The 17,896-nt window shown below is 30.7% G+C and carries 21 protein-coding genes; 6 read left to right on the plus strand and 15 right to left on the minus strand.

From position 1 onward, the window contains the following. Nucleotides 1–57 precede the first annotated feature (57 nt). Together ABHQ57_RS04670 and ABHQ57_RS04675 are read right to left on the minus strand one after the other, a co-directional pair. Nucleotides 58–1,644: an aldehyde dehydrogenase (NADP(+)) gene (locus ABHQ57_RS04670; RefSeq protein ID WP_167713078.1), complete on the minus strand. Its 1,587-nt coding sequence runs from the start codon at nt 1,642–1,644 to the stop codon at nt 58–60. 22 nt (nt 1,645–1,666) lie between these two features. Continuing rightward, nucleotides 1,667–2,590 carry a dihydrodipicolinate synthase family protein gene (locus ABHQ57_RS04675; RefSeq protein ID WP_073181885.1) on the minus strand — a complete coding sequence of 308 codons (924 nt, stop codon included), beginning with the start codon at nt 2,588–2,590 and terminating at the stop codon, nt 1,667–1,669. 155 nt (nt 2,591–2,745) lie between these two features. Between ABHQ57_RS04675 and ABHQ57_RS04680 the strand changes: the two genes are divergently transcribed. Beyond that, complete coding sequence (locus ABHQ57_RS04680) at nt 2,746–3,591, plus strand: AraC family transcriptional regulator (RefSeq protein WP_073181883.1); 846 nt, start codon at nt 2,746–2,748, stop codon at nt 3,589–3,591. Nucleotides 3,592–3,684: 93 nt separating this feature from the next. After that, entirely contained in the window at nt 3,685–4,665 is a 981-nt protein-coding gene (locus ABHQ57_RS04685; RefSeq protein ID WP_073181882.1) for a type IX secretion system membrane protein PorP/SprF, read from the plus strand. Here ABHQ57_RS04685 and murI read toward each other — a convergent pair. From murI to ABHQ57_RS04725, 8 genes are all read right to left on the minus strand, one after another. Continuing rightward, nucleotides 4,662–5,450, minus strand: coding sequence for a glutamate racemase (gene murI, locus ABHQ57_RS04690; RefSeq protein WP_073181880.1), 789 nt, complete (start codon nt 5,448–5,450; stop codon nt 4,662–4,664). The two genes, ABHQ57_RS04685 and murI, sit on opposite strands and share 4 nt — an antisense overlap. Nucleotides 5,451–5,524: 74 nt before the next feature. Next, entirely contained in the window at nt 5,525–6,034 is a 510-nt protein-coding gene (locus ABHQ57_RS04695; protein WP_047788636.1) for an OmpH family outer membrane protein, read from the minus strand. Nucleotides 6,035–6,071: 37 nt separating this feature from the next. Next, a complete protein-coding gene (locus ABHQ57_RS04700; RefSeq protein ID WP_167713080.1) occupies nt 6,072–6,875 on the minus strand; it encodes an OmpH family outer membrane protein in 804 nt (267 codons plus the stop codon). Nucleotides 6,876–6,938: 63 nt separating this feature from the next. After that, nucleotides 6,939–9,482 carry an outer membrane protein assembly factor BamA gene (gene bamA, locus ABHQ57_RS04705; protein WP_047788634.1) on the minus strand — a complete coding sequence of 848 codons (2,544 nt, stop codon included), beginning with the start codon at nt 9,480–9,482 and terminating at the stop codon, nt 6,939–6,941. Continuing rightward, the gene (locus ABHQ57_RS04710; protein WP_159493291.1) at nt 9,475–10,227 is read right to left on the minus strand and encodes an isoprenyl transferase; all 753 of its coding nucleotides are present in this window, start codon (nt 10,225–10,227) and stop codon (nt 9,475–9,477) included. Before ABHQ57_RS04710 ends, bamA begins: the two co-directional genes overlap by 8 nt. A gap of 2 nt (nt 10,228–10,229) precedes the next feature. Then, nucleotides 10,230–10,910: a DUF6089 family protein gene (locus ABHQ57_RS04715; protein WP_073181876.1), complete on the minus strand. Its 681-nt coding sequence runs from the start codon at nt 10,908–10,910 to the stop codon at nt 10,230–10,232. Between the two features lie 104 nt (nt 10,911–11,014). After that, nucleotides 11,015–11,911 carry an NAD kinase gene (locus tag ABHQ57_RS04720; protein ID WP_082118619.1) on the minus strand — a complete coding sequence of 299 codons (897 nt, stop codon included), beginning with the start codon at nt 11,909–11,911 and terminating at the stop codon, nt 11,015–11,017. Between the two features lie 31 nt (nt 11,912–11,942). Further along, nucleotides 11,943–12,602 carry a CBS domain-containing protein gene (locus tag ABHQ57_RS04725; RefSeq protein ID WP_047788630.1) on the minus strand — a complete coding sequence of 220 codons (660 nt, stop codon included), beginning with the start codon at nt 12,600–12,602 and terminating at the stop codon, nt 11,943–11,945. Nucleotides 12,603–12,661: 59 nt separating this feature from the next. Here ABHQ57_RS04725 and ABHQ57_RS04730 point away from each other — a divergent pair, with 59 nt between their 5' ends. Together ABHQ57_RS04730 and ABHQ57_RS04735 are read left to right on the plus strand one after the other, a co-directional pair. Next, nucleotides 12,662–13,375, plus strand: a complete 714-nt coding sequence (locus ABHQ57_RS04730; RefSeq protein ID WP_073181874.1) for a pyridoxine 5'-phosphate synthase — start codon at nt 12,662–12,664, stop codon at nt 13,373–13,375. Nucleotides 13,376–13,377: 2 nt separating this feature from the next. Continuing rightward, nucleotides 13,378–14,145 carry an alpha/beta fold hydrolase gene (locus ABHQ57_RS04735; protein WP_389862524.1) on the plus strand — a complete coding sequence of 256 codons (768 nt, stop codon included), beginning with the start codon at nt 13,378–13,380 and terminating at the stop codon, nt 14,143–14,145. A 75-nt stretch (nt 14,146–14,220) separates the two neighbouring features. Here the strand turns inward: ABHQ57_RS04735 and ABHQ57_RS04740 are convergent, their stop codons facing one another. Then, on the minus strand, nt 14,221–14,478 hold the full coding sequence (locus tag ABHQ57_RS04740) for a hypothetical protein (protein WP_167713089.1): 258 nt from the start codon (nt 14,476–14,478) through the stop codon (nt 14,221–14,223). 145 nt (nt 14,479–14,623) lie between these two features. On the opposite strand from ABHQ57_RS04740, the gene ABHQ57_RS04745 reads away from it, so the two are divergent. Beyond that, the gene (locus tag ABHQ57_RS04745) at nt 14,624–14,995 is read left to right on the plus strand and encodes a hypothetical protein (protein ID WP_047788626.1); all 372 of its coding nucleotides are present in this window, start codon (nt 14,624–14,626) and stop codon (nt 14,993–14,995) included. Between the two features lie 9 nt (nt 14,996–15,004). Here the strand turns inward: ABHQ57_RS04745 and ABHQ57_RS04750 are convergent, their stop codons facing one another. From ABHQ57_RS04750 to ABHQ57_RS04765, 4 genes are all read right to left on the minus strand, one after another. Then, on the minus strand, nt 15,005–15,493 hold the full coding sequence (locus ABHQ57_RS04750) for a TlpA family protein disulfide reductase (protein WP_389863173.1): 489 nt from the start codon (nt 15,491–15,493) through the stop codon (nt 15,005–15,007). Next, on the minus strand, nt 15,481–15,975 hold the full coding sequence (locus tag ABHQ57_RS04755) for a DUF2867 domain-containing protein (RefSeq protein ID WP_053056652.1): 495 nt from the start codon (nt 15,973–15,975) through the stop codon (nt 15,481–15,483). Before ABHQ57_RS04755 ends, ABHQ57_RS04750 begins: the two co-directional genes overlap by 13 nt. A gap of 121 nt (nt 15,976–16,096) precedes the next feature. Then, nucleotides 16,097–16,675 (minus strand): NAD(P)H-dependent oxidoreductase, encoded by a 579-nt coding sequence (locus ABHQ57_RS04760; RefSeq protein ID WP_047788624.1) that lies wholly within the window; start codon nt 16,673–16,675, stop codon nt 16,097–16,099. Between the two features lie 62 nt (nt 16,676–16,737). Next, nucleotides 16,738–17,304 (minus strand): Crp/Fnr family transcriptional regulator, encoded by a 567-nt coding sequence (locus ABHQ57_RS04765; RefSeq protein ID WP_047788623.1) that lies wholly within the window; start codon nt 17,302–17,304, stop codon nt 16,738–16,740. A gap of 196 nt (nt 17,305–17,500) precedes the next feature. On the opposite strand from ABHQ57_RS04765, the gene ABHQ57_RS04770 reads away from it, so the two are divergent. Next, complete coding sequence (locus ABHQ57_RS04770) at nt 17,501–17,848, plus strand: phage holin family protein (RefSeq protein ID WP_047788622.1); 348 nt, start codon at nt 17,501–17,503, stop codon at nt 17,846–17,848. Nucleotides 17,849–17,896 lie beyond the last annotated feature (48 nt).

A 17,896-nucleotide genomic window follows, 5' to 3' on the forward strand; every position in this document is an offset into this window, starting at 1 on the left:
TGCTCCAAAAGTAAGGTTTTGAACTTACAGGTTTTCTAAAGAAATTATTAAATTTTATTATACTATTTTCTCTTTTGTTAGTGTACCGTTAACAGAACGTAAAATATATAAAGGGTTTTCGTTTTTTAGTTCTTGAGGAAGCAGATAATTAGGCCAGTCTTGATAGCTAAATGGACGTACCCAACGTTTAATAGAGTTGATTCCTACTGCTGTGAATCTGCTGTCTGTTGATGCTGGGTATGGACCTCCATGAACCATTGATGGACAAACTTCTACACCAGTAGGAACACCGTTAAAAATAATTCTTCCAACCCTGTTTTGTAAAGCTGAAACTATAGTAGGGTAGTTAGCTACTTCATTATCATCTGAAATAACTGTTCCTGTAAGTTGCCCTTCTAAGCTCGAAATTATTTCTTCTAACTGTTTTTCGTTTTTACATTGAACCACAATAGAATATGGGCCAAATACTTCTTGGTGTAAAGTAGGATTGTCTAAAAATGTTTTTCCTTTAACAGTTGTAACTATTTGAGAAGCATAGTTGGCTTGTGTTTCCTCTTTATAGTTAGTAACTACAGTTAATCCTTCTTGAGCAATAGCTTTAGATTTGTTACTCTCGTATGCTCTAACAATGTTTGGATGTAGCATACAAGTTGGATTGATTTCTACAATTTTTTTAGCTAAAGAATTAATAAAATGATCTAAACCATCGCTTTCTATTCCTAAGATCAATCCAGGATTCGTACAAAATTGTCCTGTACCTAACGTAATAGAATTAGCATAAGTACTTGCTATGCTTTTACTTCTATTTTGTAATGCTTTTGGAAGCATAATAACTGGGTTAATACTTCCCATTTCAGCAAATACAGGAATCGGCTCCTCTCGTTTTGCAGCTAAATCTAATAAAGCTCTTCCTCCGCGGATACTACCTGTAAAGCCAACAGCTTTTACTTTAGGGTGAGCTACTAATTGCTGACCTACTTCAATACCACTAGAGTTTAAGTTAGAAAAAACACCATTAGGCATTTCAGTTTTTTCAGCAGCTTTAATAATTGCTGAAGCTATAAGTTCACCCGTACCTGCATGCATTGGGTGCGACTTAACTATCACAGGACAACCAGCGGCTAAAGCAGCTGCAGTATCTCCACCTGCTGTAGAATAGGCAAGAGGAAAATTACTTGCGCCAAAAACAACTACAGGACCTAAAGGAATATTTATTTTACGTAAATCTGATTTAGGACTTGGTTCTCTATCAGGAATTGCAGTGTCGATGGTAGCCTCTACCCATGAGCCCTCTTCAACTAAATCAGCGAAAGAGCGTAATTGAAATACAGTTCTTCCTCGTTCTCCTTTTGCACGACCTTCTGGTAATCCAGATTCAGCACAATATGTTTGTATCAATTTAGTACCTAAGGCTAAAATTTCATCAGCAATAGCATTTAAAAATTCAGCTTTTCTTTTACCAGAAATAGTTTGGTATTCTTTAAACGCTGTTGTAGCTAAATCGACAGCATTATTAATCTCTTCTGGAGTCGCTTCGGTAAAAATATATTCATTTTCCTGGTTTAGTTCAGGGTTAAATGTTTTGTAAGTTGTACTTCCTAAATTCGATAACTGATTTCCTATATAGTTTTTTCCTGTAATCATATTTAAATTGACAAAGAGTTAATTAGTGAGTAGCTAAAGTTTTATAATTGGGTAAAGTTGGTCTGTTTTTTAAGCCTGTTTCTATTACGCTTAAAACGTGTTTACGCTCTTCACCAATTAATGGTAGCCTTGGTGCTCTTACGTTTTCAGTACCGATACCTGTAGCTACTTCTGCTAGTTTAATGTTTTGCACTAATTTAGGGTTTATATCTAATTCCAACAACGGTAAAAACCAACGATAAATTTCTAAAGCTTCTTGTATACGCCCCGCTTTTTGTAGTTCATAAATAGCTACTGTTTCTTTAGGAAAAGCACAAACAAGACCAGCAATCCAACCATCTGCACCCATTAATAAACTTTCCAAAGCTATTGTGTCTACACCAGTCATTATCTTTAATCGATTACCAAAACGGTTCTTAATTCTAGTTACATTAGAAATGTCTCTTGTAGACTCTTTTACAGCTTCAATATTATCATGTTTTAATAATTCTTCAAACATATCTAGTGTAACCTCAATCTTATAATCAACAGGATTGTTATAAACCATAATTGGAAGTGAAGTGTTTTTTGCTACAGCTTTAAAGTATTCTACTGTTTCTCTGTCCCCAGACTTGTATCTCATGGGAGGAAGCATCATTAAACCCTTTGCCCCATCTTCTTCAGCTTTTTGAGCTGCTTCTATGGCTGCTTTTGTAGTTTGTTCAGCTATGTTAATTAATACAGGTACTTTATTATTAACAAGCTTTACGGTAGTTTGGGTTAATATCCTTTTTTCATCATCAGATAAAGTACTAGCTTCTCCTAGCGTACCGCCTAATACTATGCCGTGTACACCAGCATCTAATTGTGCTTTTATGTTCACTTCAAACATATTTAAGTCTAGGGCATCATCATTTGTAAACTTTGTAGTTACTGCTGGCATTACACCGTTCCAATTTATACTCATTTTAGTATTGTTTTTTTGGCAAAGTTATAAGTGAAGAAGTGACTGTCTTAGCTTCAAATTACCTAATACTGGTATAATATTACCTTATTAATTATTTTGATTAGTATTTGTTAGTAGTATTTGCATATTTTTGAATACTAATAGTAGTTTTATTAATGAAAGTTTTACCCTTTAAAATACCAAAAACTCATAATATTGGTTTGATCTATCAGGAGGATAAAGAACAATTCTTTTATGATAAATTCCATCAGCATGAGGAAATACAATTATGTGTAATAGTGAAGGGAGAGGGAACTTTAATTGTTGGTGATACTGTTAATAAATATTCATCTGGAGATGTCTTAGTTATAGGAGGTAATTTACCACATGTTTTTAAAAGTGATGCTTCCGTTATTAAAGAGTCTTTTATGATTTCCCTTTTTTTTACAAAAGAATCTTTTGGGAAGAGTTTTTTCCAGTTAGATGACTTTAAAGAATTAATTCCTTTTTTTGAAAAATCTATATCAGGATTTAAACTCTTAAATAACAAAAAAAAAGTTATAAGAATTTTATTAAGTTTACAAAAATCAAGTAATCTTAATCGTTTCATAGGTTTACTAAGAGTTTTAAAAATTTTAGTTGATTCTGATACAATAGAGCTTGCTAGCTTTATCTACCCTAAAAGATATACAGATAATGAAGGAAAAAGAATGCGTGATGTAATGGATTTTACAATAAATAATTTTGAAAAAAATATAGATTTATATGAAATAGCAGAAAAAGCAAATATGACTCCCAATGCTTTCTGCAGATATTTCAAACAAAGAACAAATAAAACGTACTTTACTTTTTTAAATGAATTGCGTGTAGAGAATGCTTGTAAATTATTAGTGTCAGACAAAAGCCTTCCAATTAGCTCAATAGCATATAAATCAGGATTCAATAATTTATCTAATTTTAATAGAAAATTTAAAGAAGTTAAAGGAATAAGCCCTTCAATTTTTAGACATAAAAATATATAAATAGTTTTTTGAATAATAGTTATTTTCTTTCTTAAAATTTAACATAAAAAGCAATATTTCTTAGTTATATTTGTTTTTTATTTTCAAAAAATTATGAAGAGGGTAATTGTTTCTGTTTTTTTTTTATTATTAAGTTTAGTTTACAATGTTTCAGCACAGGAAACATTACCAATTTATGCTGATTATTTGTCAGATAATGTATATTTATTACATCCTGCAGCTGCAGGTATAGGAGATTGTGGGAAAATAAGATTAACAGCACGTCAACAATGGTTAGGGGTAGATGATGCTCCTGCTTTACAAACAGCAAGTTTTCATACAAAGTTAGGAGAATACTCTAACACAGGAGTTGGAGTAATTCTTTTTAATGATAAAAATGGATATCATTCACAAAAGGGAGTTCAAGGTACCTATGCTTATCATATAGATATGGGAAATGAAAACCTTTTTAATCAGTTATCTTTTGGATTGTCTTTTTCTGTGGTTCAGAATGAAAGAGATCAAAGGGCTTTTATAAACGATCCTACAGTAAGTCAGGTTATAGAAAGTGATTTTTATTTTAATGCTGATTTCGGAATGGCATATCATAAAAATGGGCTGTCATCTTATTTTACTATAAAAAATATTTTCTTATCAGCAAAAAACAATTTAAACCCAGATTTTGAATCATATAATCTTAGAAATTATATTCTTGGAGGAGGATACTTTTTTGGTGATAAAGAAAAGTTACAATTTGAGCCCTCATTAATGTTTCAATACAAAGAACAGACTAAAGAAAAAATAGCAGACATAAATTTTAAAGTATACAAAACACTAAATACAACTCAAATATGGGCTGCCTTATCTTATAGAAAGAGCTTTGGAGGAAATGTCTTTGGAGATTCACAATACGTAACTCCAATAGTTGGAGTTAATTATAAAAAATGGATGTTTGCTTATACTTATACACAGCAAACAGGTGATGTAGTATTTTCAAATGGAGGTTTTCATCAATTATCATTAGGTGTAAATCTATTCTGTACTAAAAGAAGAGCAGCTGCGTGTCCTAATATTAATGGAAGTTTTACGTATTAAAAATTTAAGAATTTTATTGTACTATTTTTATAGTCTTTCAACATTGATTTTAAAACATCAGCCTCTTTGTTAATATAAAATGTGTTTTCGGTAACTTCATTACTATTATTTAGTAAATTTTGTTGAAGTAAAACATTTTTAACTTGTCTGGCTACAGCTTCGCCAGAGTCAATAATCTTTACATTTTCACCCGTAATTTTTTGTATTTGAGGTAATAAATAAGGATAGTGAGTACAGCCTAAAACAATATAGTCACATTTTTTATCTAGCATTGGTGTTAGGTACTTTTTTAATAATAAAGTCATCTTATTAGAATAGATGTTTCCATTTTCTATAAGTTCAACTAATCCTTCTCCTACTTGTTCAATAATATTAATTTGATCATTTAAACTTGAGGTTGTTTTTTCAAACAAAGCACTATTTAAGGTTCCCTTAGTAGCCAATATACCAATAGTACCCGTTTGAGTTTGTAATGAAGCTGGTTTTATAGCAGGTTCTATACCAATAAAAGGTATTTTATAATTAGCTCTTAGATATTCAATGGCATTAGTAGTAGCTGTATTACAAGCAACAACTATAATTTTGGCTCCTTTATCAATTAAAAATTCAGTATTTTTTATTGATAAATTAACTATTTCTTGTGTTGATTTTTGACCATATGGAGCATTTTTACTATCTGATAAATAAATAGTGTTTTCTTTTGGCAGTAGCTGATGGATTTCTTTCCAAATAGATGTACCTCCAATACCAGAATCAAAAATACCAATAGGTTGTTGTGTAATCATTTTCATACGTATAACAAAAATAAAAATCCTGCTGTTTAAACAGCAGGATTTTTATATAAATATATGTATTCTTTTTAGAATCCTAATTTAGCTCTTACAGCATCATAAATATCTTCTCCTTTGTCGTAAACGATTAAACCTTTACCTGGTGCAGCATCGAAAACGTATATAATTCCTTTTTCAGAAGCAACAGCTTTAATAGCATCTTCAGCTTTCTTTAAAATAGGAATAGTTTTTTCTTGATATTTCTTTTGCATTTCTTTACCAGCAGCTTGTTCAGCTTGGCTAATTCTTAATCTTTCTTGTTGAACTTCAACAGCTCTTTTTTGGTTTACTTCTTGTGTTTGACTTTTACCTTCAGCTTCATATTTCTTCATTTTAGCCTCAAGTTTCTTATACATTGTTTCAATGTCATCACGGTATGTTTTGTTTAGCTTTTCTAGTTCTGCTTTCATAGCTTTTGTAGCAGGCATTTCAGCTAATAATTTATCAGTGTTAATATGTGCAGTTTTCTGTGCATTCGCCACACCACCTAATCCAACCGTAAAAATTGCAACTAATAATAACGTTTTTAAATGTTTCATCTTTGTTTAATTTAATTAATGTTATTTTATTCTTGATTTATTTGTTCTGTTTTGTTTCCTCTTCTTTTTTCTTTCTAGCTTCTTCTTGTGCTTTTAATAAGGCTTTCCTCTTTTCTTGTAAAAGTTTTCTTTTATTAGCTCTTTCTTCTAAACGTTGTTTTCTTTTTTCTTCTATTTGTTTAATTTTAGCAAGTCTATCAGCTTCTTTTTTCTTTTTTAATTCTTCTCTTTTAGCTATTTTTTCTTTTTGTTCGTTACTTAAATTATCATTTTTAAGTAATGACTTTTTAGCTTCAATTTTATCCTTTTTAGCTTGCCTTCTTTGATCGATATTAATCATTTGTACAACAAGGTCGCTAATATCGTGTTTTTTGTTGGAATATAGCATAACTAAATCGCTAGATTTATCAAAAACAAAATCGTATTTTTTTCTAGAAGCAATCGTTTGTACAGCATTGTATACTTGGTCTTGCACGGGTTTTACTAATTGCTTTCTTAAATTGTACATGTCACCGTTTGGACCAAAATATAAAGACTCTAACCTTCTTAAAGATTCTTGTTTAATGGTGATGTCTTCTTCACGCTCTTCAATTAAATCTTTAGTTAAAATGGCTTTTTCGTTAGTTAAATCAACTTTCAAAACTTCAATAGCACGAGCCTCTTTATCTAGTTTAGATTTCCATTTTTCTACTTTAGCATCTAAAGAGTTTTGTGCCTCTAAATATGCTGGGATACTTTGAAGAATATACTCCATATCAATGTAAGCTATACGTTGATTTTTTTGGGCAGCGGTTATACTTGCTATAAGTAAAAGAACGATTGATAAAATACTTTTTTTCATCTTTGATATAATGTGTTTAGAAAAAACCGTGCCAAAACCTAGACGCATTATGAATGCATGATTTTAGAACTGTCTTCCAATTATAAAATGGGTTTGCCAACCAGATTTTTCGGTTAAGCCAGGTAAAGGATCAAAACCATGAGCGAAATCAATACCTAATAATCCAAATGCAGGCATAAATATACGAACACCTACTCCAGCTGAACGCTTTAACTTAAACGGATTAAATTCGCTAAAATTGTCATAAGAATTACCTGCTTCTAAAAAGCCTACAGTGTAAATCGATGCAGTAGGCTTATCTGTAATAGAATAACGCAGTTCTAATTGAAATTTGTTATAAATAGCCCCACCATCAATAGAAGAGATACGGTTGTTCTCATATCCTCTTAATCCAATTGTTTCACGACCATCTAATTGACCTTGTGCAATACCGTCTCCTCCCACAAAGTATCTTTCAACTGGCGTTAAGCCTAATTCATCATTGTAAGAACCTAAATAACCTACTTCGAAATTAGACATTAATACTAACTTGTTAGCTAAGGCTGTATACCACTTACCCTTAGCAGAAATTTTATAGTATTCTAACCATCTGTATTTATCAGCTAAATAAGCTTGTCTTTCATCAGAAGTTGGGTTCGTAGGCTCAGTGTAGTCTTTTCCATTAACTAATGAATAAGGGAAAGTAGCTTTAGCTTTTAAAGTAAATTCAGAACCGTAAGTAGGGAAAATTAAACTAGGACCTGCAGAATTACGGCTAAGTGCTACTGTATATGCTAAGTTGTTTAAATCTCCTTGGCTAAGAATATTATTAGAAGAACCTACACGATAACCATAGTTTTGTAATTCTATTCTTTGATAACTAATGTTTTGAGAAAGAGTAAAATAATCATCAGGCCATTTTAAACGTTTACCTAAACCTATAGATGCACCAATTATACTAAGACTTTCATCTTTATTTACATCGTTCGTAGTAAAATCATAACGATATTGATTTGAAAAATATACAGAGAAAGATAAAGATTGAGGTGTTTTACCGCCTAACCATGGCTCTGTAAAAGAAAAACTATAGGTGTTGTAAGTTCTACTTGCTTGTAAACGAAGAGAAAGTTTTTGACCATCTCCCATAGGTAGTGGCTTATAAGCATCTTTATTAAAGATGTTTCTAACTGAGAAATTGTTAAAAGAAAGACCTAATGTACCTATAAAGGAACCACCACCATAACCTCCTTGTAACTCAATTTGACTTCCTCCTTTTTCAACAACAGAAAAATCAATATCAGCAGTTTTATTCTGATAATCAGGTTTAACATCTGGTGTTACATTAGTGTCGAAGAAACCTAATTGTCCAATTTCACGAATAGACCTAATAATATTTTCACGGCTAAATAAATCTCCCGGCTTAACACGTAATTCTCTATAAATTACATGGTCGTTTGTTTTATCGTTACCCGTTACTGTTACCTTTTTTATTGTTGCAGGTTCATCTTCTCTAATACGAACTTCAACAGTAATGGAGTCATTTTCTACTTTAGTTTCTACAGCGTTTACTTGAGAGAATAAGAAACCATTATTATGATAGAGAGTTTGTATGTCTTGAGAAGTAGGTGTACCATCTCCAGAGATACGCTCTTTTAAAACCTTTCCATTGTAAATATCTCCTTTGTCTATTCGGAGGATGTTACTTAACTGTTCATCTGTATATTGTTTATTACCAATAAAAACAATTTCATCAAAACGGTATTGACGGCCTTCTTCAACTTCAATTTCAAGATTAATGGTATTGTCATCATTCCAAACAACTTTGTCAGATAAAATCCTAGCATCACGATATCCGTTTTCGCTGTATTTTTCAAGAATACTTTTTAAATCTTCTTTATAATCATCTAAAATATATTTAGAAGCTTTCCAAAAACGACCAAAAACTTTACGTTTGGTGTTTTTCATGGCACCACGCAAAGTAGCGTTAGACATGGCTTTATTGCCAGTAAAATTAATTTCTTTAATCTTTATACGATTACCCCTATCGATAAAAATAGACATGCTAACAGTGTTAACATCAGAAGTGTCTTTTTTAGTATCTAATGAAACCTTTGTTTTTAAGAAACCTTTATCTGTATATTTCTTTTTAATAAAGTTGCGAGTGGTAACAATAAGGTTGTCTGTGACCATTACCCCTTTTTTTAATTCTGTTTCTTTTTTTATCTCTTTAATTTGTGATTTTTTTATCCCAGAAATGGTAACTCCAGTTAATTGAGGTAACTCAGTTACATCAAATTGAAGATATACTGTTTCACCATCGCGTTTAGATAAATAAACATCTACTTCACTAAATTGTTTACTTTCATATAGCTTTTTAATGGCACTTGTAAGTTTGTCTCCTGGTAATTTAATTGGTTGTCCTTCAACTAAACCAGTATATACTCTTACTGTTTGTTCGCTAAATTTTTGTAAGCCAGTTACAGTTATACCTCCTAAAATATACTCTTTTCCTTTTTCGTAGGAAATAATATTTGTGACAGTACTGTCTTTAGGAGTTGTGTCTTGCGCTTGAGTACTCACCACAAATAGGGTGATAAAAAATACTAGTAAATACGAATATTTATTCATTTGTTTCAATCTGTTCACTGGTTTTTCCAAATCTTCTTTCTCTATTTTGATAATCAATTATTGCGTTATAAAGATGTTGTTTTCTGTAATCAGGCCATAGTACATCAGTAAAATATAACTCAGCATAAGCCATTTGCCACAGTAAATAATTGCTTATTCTTTGTTCCCCACTTGTACGTATCATTAAATCAACATCGGGCAAATTAAACGTATATAAATGATTATTTATAATTTTCTCGTTAATTTTTTCAATTTCTATCTCGTTATTAACAACTTTTTTTGATATGTTTTTGATAGCATTAACAATTTCCTCTCTTGAACCGTAGCTTAAAGCAAAGGTTAAAGTAATTTTAGTATTGTTTTTAGTTGCATCAATAACCTTACTCAATACTTTTTGGGCATTGCTTGGTAAATTTGCTAAGTTACCAATAGCATTGACTTTTACATTTTTACGTTGAAATTCGGGGAGTTCTTTTTTTAGAGTAGTTACCAATAAACTCATTAAAGCATCTACTTCTAGTTTTGGGCGATTCCAGTTCTCTGTTGAAAAGGCATACAGGGTTAAAAATTTAACACCAAGCTCAGAAGCAGTATCAGCTGTTTCTCTAATAGCTGTTAAAGCATTTCTATGTCCAAAAACACGTTGCATACCTTTACCTTTTGCCCATCTACCGTTACCATCCATAATAATGGCTATATGGTTTGGTACTTTTTGTAAATTAATACGCTGTAGTTTTTTTTCCATAATTATTGTGCTATTCCACCAAAGCAAGGTGGTCTTCCAAAGGTATATACAATAGAAACTCCTGAGAATACATACCAGTCATTTCCATTACCCCCAAAATCTAGTGAGTTTATTTTATCTGTTGTAAAGTCTAAATCGTCTACGAATGTGAATCGTATACCTGTTTCAAAAGCAATGGCAAAATTATCGGTTAATCTTCCCTTTAATCCAATACCTACAGGAATAGTATATGAAAATTTGTTTTTTAAGAGAACTGTATTACTTGATGAAGTTGGTTCTGGACTTTTGTAATTAAAAGCAGCAATTTCAGCTAATATATAAGGAGTAAATGAAGTTCTGTAATCGCTGATGTTATAATCAAAGAAATTAAATTCTACTCCAGCTGCAAATTCATGAATGGTGTTTGAAAAGCTAATACCTCTATTTTGGCGAAAAGCATTATCAGCATTGTTATCATTACCAGAAATAGGAATGTAAGTATATGTTCCTCTTAAGGCAATTCTTGGGTTTAAGTTATACTTGTATATAAGACCACCGGCAAACTCATTAGGGTGTATGTAATTGGTACTACCAATATCACCAACATAGTTAGAACCACCGGCAAAGAAACCAATTTCGTGTGTTTGTGATTGTAGAGGTGTTACTACACAAGCCAATAATATTAATAAAATAAGTCCTCTCATTGTAAAATAGCGTGCAAATATAGGGAATTGAATTTGCTTTAAAAAGTTAATAATCTGTCTTTTTGATTAACTTTTTTTTTGTGGTTTTATTGTAATCATTATCGTTATAAGGATTCATTTCGTATGTCTTCTCCCCATAAAAGTTTTCCGCGCAAGGTATTTAAATAAGATTGATTCTTTGGTAAAATACTTTTTATGGTAAATGGTGCTTTTTGTATTTTTATTTCAGTTCCTAAGGAAACAGTGGTAATGCGTGAATCTAGAGAGATTAAAAAATCTTTTTCTCTAGCACTTACTTCTAAAAGAATATCAGTATCATCTGGAATAACCATTGGACGCGCATTTAAATTATGTGGTGCAATGGGAGTAATAACAAAGCTTTTTGAATTAGGTAAAATAACAGGACCATCACAACTAAGTGAATATCCTGTAGAACCTGTTGGTGTTGCTATAATTAATCCATCAGCCCAATAATTTGTTAAATATTCTTCGTTTAATGAGGTTTTAATTCCAATCATAGAAGTTGTGTTTCTTCTAGCAATAGTAACCTCATTAAGAGCAAAGTTAAGTTCAGAAAAATCTTCAGTTGTAGGAGAAGTTTCTATTTGTAATAAAGATCGTTCTTGAAGTGTATATTCTTTTTTAAGCATTAAGTTAATTGCTTCTTCAATTTGATCTTTTTGTATGGTGGCCAAAAAACCTAAACGCCCCGTATTAATACCCATGATAGGAATATCTAAATCTCTAATGTAGGTTACAGCTCTCAAAATAGTACCATCTCCACCTATTGTAAACATTACATCAAAAGTGTTTGATAAGTCATTAAAATGTGCGTAGGTAGGATACTTTTTATTTAGTGAATTCTTTTCAAGAAATAAATTATAGAATTGTTGTTCAAAAAAAACAACAATATTATGTTTTTCTAAGATAGTTAAAAGAATTTTAACCTCTTTATCTGCAAGTGTAGTATATGCTTGACCGTAAATAGCGACTTTTTTCACTGTTAAAATTTTGTGTTGGTTATTGAAAAAATTACATATCCAAGTACTTTCTTAAATAAGCAGCTCTATCTTTAAGTTCTTCTAAATAAAAATCATCTTCGTGTTGTGTAATAACGTTGTAACCGTACCTACGAAATGTTTGAATAATTTCATTTATTTCTTCTGAAACAACTTTAAGGGTTACTTCAATGCTATTTATGTTTTCTGAAGAAATATATGCACCTAATAATTTACCGTTATTGGCTTCAACTATTTGAGCTACTTGCCCCATAGAATAATCTGTTTTATTCTTGTCAATAATTAAAGTATCACTTTCATTATGTAAAAAAGGGCTGTTAGCAAAAGCATCTAAAATATCACTCAATTCATAATAGCCTACATAATGCAGGTTTTTATCTATAACAGGAATTAAATTCGAGTCGTTATCAGCAAATAAAGTAATTAAATCGAGTAGTGTAGCATTTTCATTTGTGTAAAAATGATCTAGTAAATAAGAGTATTCACTCAGTGTACGATTTTTATTTTCAATAGTTTGAATATCACTTTCAGGTAAACAACCTATTAATCTGTCGTTTTCAACAACAGGAATATGAGTTATAGGTAAATCATTACACAGCTTTTGAGCACTTTTCACTGTGTCGTTTAGCGTAAGTGCTTTAATTTCTTTTAATATAAAATCATTGATTTTCATTACTACGAATATAGTTTAAAATGTTTGAATGCGTTACCTTTGTCCTATAATTTTACAACATGACAAAGTTAAGTGTTAATATTAATAAAATAGCTACACTTCGTAATTCTAGAGGTGGTAACGTGCCTAATTTACTAAAAGTAGCAACTGACATACAAAGTTTTGGGGCCGAAGGGATCACAATTCATCCAAGGCCAGATGAACGTCATATTCGTTACCAAGATGCTTATGATTTAAAATCAATTGTAACAACTGAATATAATATTGAAGGAAATCCAATTGATAAATTTAAACAAATGGTGTTAGAAATTAAACCAACACAAGTAACGTTGGTGCCTGATAGCGTTGATCAACTTACATCTAACGCTGGTTGGGATACTATAACACATCAATCGTATTTAAAAGATGTGATTGCTGAGTTTAAAGAAGCAGGAATTAGAGCATCAATCTTTATTGATACAAATTTAAAGTTAATTGAAGCTGCTGCTAAAACAGGAGCCGATAGAGTTGAGTTGTATACAGAGGAGTTTGCCACGCAGTACGAAAAAGGAAACAAAGAAGCGGTAAAACCATACGCGGAAGCTGCAATTTTAGCAAATGAATTAGGTTTAGGAGTTAATGCAGGTCATGATTTAAGCTTAGATAATATTCAATTTTTTAAACAAAATATTCCTCATTTGGCTGAAGTGTCTATAGGGCATGCGTTAATATCTGAAAGTTTATATTTAGGCTTAGAAAATGTTGTGAATATGTATTTACATCGTTTGCAATAATTATGGAAGTATTACATTCAAAAATCATTGGAGAAGGATCCCCGTTACTTATTTTGCATGGATACTTTGGTATGGGAGACAATTGGAAGTCGCATGCCAATAAATTTGCAGAAGATGGTTTTGAGGTGCACTTAATAGATCAGCGTAATCATGGACGAAGTTTTCATTCGGACGCTTTTGATTATGAGTTAATGGTAGAAGATTTGTATAATTACATTCAATATCATAATCTTAAAAAAGTAGATTTGTTAGGGCATTCTATGGGAGGAAAAACAGTAATGTTATTTGCAACCGAATACCCTGAGTTAGTAAATAAACTAATTGTAGCCGATATTTCTCCAAGAATGTATCCGCCACATCATCACGAAATTTTAGCGGCGTTAAACTCCGTAGATTTTTCGGTGCAAACTTCACGTAAATTAGTAGATGAAAAATTAGCTGAGTTAATTCCAGAAAAAGGAATCCGTCAATTTTTAGCCAAGAATGTGTACAGAAAAACGAAAGACGAATTAGGGTTTCGTTTTAATTTAAAGTCGTTAACAGAAAATAATAGTGAAGTAGGTGTTGCGTTGCCGTCTTTTACAGTTTTTGAAGGAAAAACGTTGTTTTTGCGTGGATCGAATTCAGGATATATATCAAAAGAAGATGAGCCATTAATTCAGGCACATTTTCCAAAAGCAGTGATAAAAACAATACCCAATGCTGGACACTGGCTGCATGCTGAAAATCCAGAATATTTTTATAAAGAAGCTGTAACTTTTTTAAAATAAAAAGCGAGGAGGAATTTATTAATCCCTAGTCCCTCGCTTAAAATAATCGCCCCCCGGCGAAAAACAAAAAAATTATTAAGGGAAATCACTGTTTATCTCGTCAATTAAATAGTTGATATTGTCATCAATTATTTGTTGGTTTTTCATGTAGTTGTAAAAAACATTTACTATAGCTTTTTCAATAATTAAGTTTTTCCTTTTACCTGAGTATACTTTTTGTATGGTTTCTAAAGAGAAATCATGACCGTTTTTACTCAAGTAGTTTTTTACCTTGTCGCGGTATTTAGGTGGCTTAATTTTTTCTAATTCTTTTCGTTGTGTAGCAGTTATCATAAAAACTCAAGTTGTTTTTTAGAAGTTGATAGCACTTTTTAATTTATATTTGTACGTATTGTGTACTTATTACGAAGTAAAAATACAAACAAAAATCTAAATACGAAAACAAAATTAAATAAATTTTAGAAAAAAGTTATTTTTAATGAGCGACTTTGTAGATGAAACATATAAAAGGGTAGAGGAGGTGATTAACTATAAAAGGTTAAATATAAGGTCTTTTGAAGAAATTATTGATGTTTCTAACAACTCTATTGGAACGGCAATACGAAGAAAATCATCATTTAAAAGTAATGTTTTAAACAAAATTCTACATTCTTTTCCTGAAATAAACCCAACTTGGTTATTAACAGGTAAAGAAGAAATGCTTTTGTCAGTAACAAACGAACCTTCTTCAATATATAAAATCAAAGATATTAATAGTCGTTTAAAAGATAGTTTGTTGTATTTGTTACAAGAAGATAAAGAAGTTAAAGAGGCAATAGCCAGTCAAGTAGCGAAGGTGTTAAAAGAATAACTAGCTAATCTAATTACTTGTTTTGGTTAAACTTTCTAAAGCGTAATATAATCTATTTTGAGCATTATCTTGCGATCCAAAGATAGATCTATACACTTCACCATTAGGGGTTATTAGTACCCATTGAGGTGTTCCTTCCGAATTAAAAAAATCATACATTTTGTGGTTGTTATCTATATAAATAGGGAACGGGAGTTCGTTTATAGTAAAAATACTCAAGATATCATCCCTGGTAACATTGTTATTGCTAAAGTTACTATGAATACCAATAACTTCAATATCCTTGTATGTTTGTTTAAACTTATAGGCTAGTGGAATGGCTCTACCAGTGCAACCTAAACAAGCATTGTTGTAAAACAACAATAATAGAATTTTGTTAGCATACTTTTCAAGTAAGTTAACTTCGTTTTGATTAAAATCGGTTACTTTTATTGAGGTTATAGGTTTAATAGAGTTATTTTTTAATAGCTCAAAAGTACAAAAAGTTAATTGTTTAATTTATAAGCATTTTTAACCATTCTCTTAACAACTAACCTATGAAAAGGTTTTATAAGCTTCATGTATACTTCACCTTTTTTATTATTGTATTCAACTAACGTAATAACTTTGATGTTATAAAAAGGATCGTGATTGTTGTGTACGATTGCTCTAAAATTTAAATGAGTGTCATTAGCACCTAATACAACTTCATTACTTGATATAGAAAAAATTTTAAAGAAACTTACATATCCGCCAACATCAAACCGCTCGTTATAATCATCAGGGTAGTTGTTTTTTAAATTAAAAAAAGCAGCAATTTTATTACGTAATTTAAATAAAAAGTCTACCCAAACTGGAGGTTTATTAAAAATTAAATTTACAATTTCTTCTATTGTGTTTGTATGATTAGTGGTAGAGAATGTGTCATGAAAATTTATTGTAGGAAGTAGTTTTTTAATGTCTTTATTCAAAAGAGTTTTATCTTCTTTAACTTTTTTCATATTACTAATCTCATAAAAATATGAATGTAAATATATAAATAGTAATTGTAGAATTTTAGTATATAGCTATTTAAATTTTAACATAAACTAGTATTTTTTTAACCAAAAAAAGAAAGTTGAGTTATTGTTTGTTTTTACCTAAAGTATATGCTTTACGTAACCATAAGTTTCTTTGTTTAGGAGTTGAATCTTTTATTACTGAAAAGAAAGTAGTTTTTACAGGAGTTATACCGCAAAATTCTAAGGTTCCCTTTTTAAACTGTCTAATAGCGGGTCTTTTCATAAAAAGATAATCATACCAGCTTGGGGTGTCAGAAGTAATGATAAGTCGAGCAGTTTTACCTTTTAAAAGTTTTTTAGGAAAAGGTTTTCCTTCAATAGGTTGAAAAGTTATTCCTGGTAAAAAAGCTCTATCAATAAAACCTTTCATTATAGCAGGGTAACCAGCCCACCAAATAGGAAAAAACCATACAATATGATCTGCTTTTTTAATTTTAGTTAAAGCTTCTTGTAAATCAAGTTCAAGTTCTGTTCTTTTTCGGTAACCAAATTTAAGGTTGGGATTAAAGTTTAAGTCAGTGATGGTAATTTCTTCAATAATAGCATCGGTTTCCAAAACGCCTCTTTTGTAAGAAGCTGCCAGTGCATGGTTAAAACTTTCTTTATCAGGATGTCCGTTTATTAATAAAATATGCTTCATAATATAGTTAAGATTATAAAGCAAAGTACGGGTGGTTTTACAAGTCTAAAAAGGACAATTGTCTAATAAAAAACCGATTTTCTAATTCGGCTTAAATGTCGTTGTGTAATTCCTAAATAAGAAGCTAGGTACTGTAATGGGATGGTTTTTAGGTAGTTTGGGTGCGTTTCTAACAGTTTTTTGTAACGGTTTTCAGCGCTTTCATTTTGCAAAACAAATATTCTATTTTCAAGATTTATATATTCTTGTTCAGCAAATATTTTAAAAAGGCGTAGCCAATTGGTACTTGAGTTTTCTAGTGCTACAAATTGTTCTTTGGTAATGATGTATAGTTCAGCGTTGGTTAACGCTTGAATATTTTCATTAGTTTTTGTTTGAGAAATAAAAGATGAATATGCAGTAACAAATGAGTTTTCTGATAAAAAACAATAAGTAGCTTCTTTTTCGTCAGACGAATGATAAAACGACCTAAAAATACCAGAAGTTATAAAAGCTACTTCTTTGCAAGTGTTACCTTCTTGAATAAAAAAATCACCTTTGTTAAGTTTTTTATACCTAACTAAATTTACAAAGTTGTCTATTTCTTCTTCGGAAAGAATATTATAAGAGGCCAAGTGTTTTTTGAGCATTTTATTGTTTTAATTAAAAATAAGACGAAGTTAAAATAAAAATCCATCAAAAATTAAAACAAAGCTTTAAACCTGTCAAAACAGCAGGTTTCTGTTTTGGTATGGTTGTGGTAAAGTATATGAAGTGTTACGAATTAATAGTTTCAGTGAAAAAGAGTAAATTTATAATTCATAACCAATTAAATAAAAAAGAAATATGAAAACATTTTTAAAAGTATTGTTAACGGCATTAGCAGTAATTGTATTGGCAAATATTTTACCAGGAGTAACGGTAGCTAGTTATACAACTGCAGTAATTGTGGCAGTAGTAATTGCGTTGTTAAACCTGTTTGTACGTCCGTTGTTAGTATTTTTTACACTACCAGCAACCATCGTTACATTGGGGTTATTCTTATTTGTGATTAATGCAGTAATTATATTATTGGCAGATAAATTAGTGTCAGGATTTGCAGTTAGCGGATTTTTTACAGCACTCTTGTTCAGTGTGTTGCTGTCAATTTTCAGATCGTTAATGTTTTCACTATTAAAAGAAGGAGACGAATAAGTAACCTAAAACATTAAAAACTAGAAAATAAGGGAAGTAAAAAAGATA

Origin of the sequence: Tenacibaculum sp. ZH5_bin.1 (assembly GCF_042865525.1) — a bacterium.
GTDB lineage: Bacteria > Bacteroidota > Bacteroidia > Flavobacteriales > Flavobacteriaceae > Polaribacter > Polaribacter mesophilus.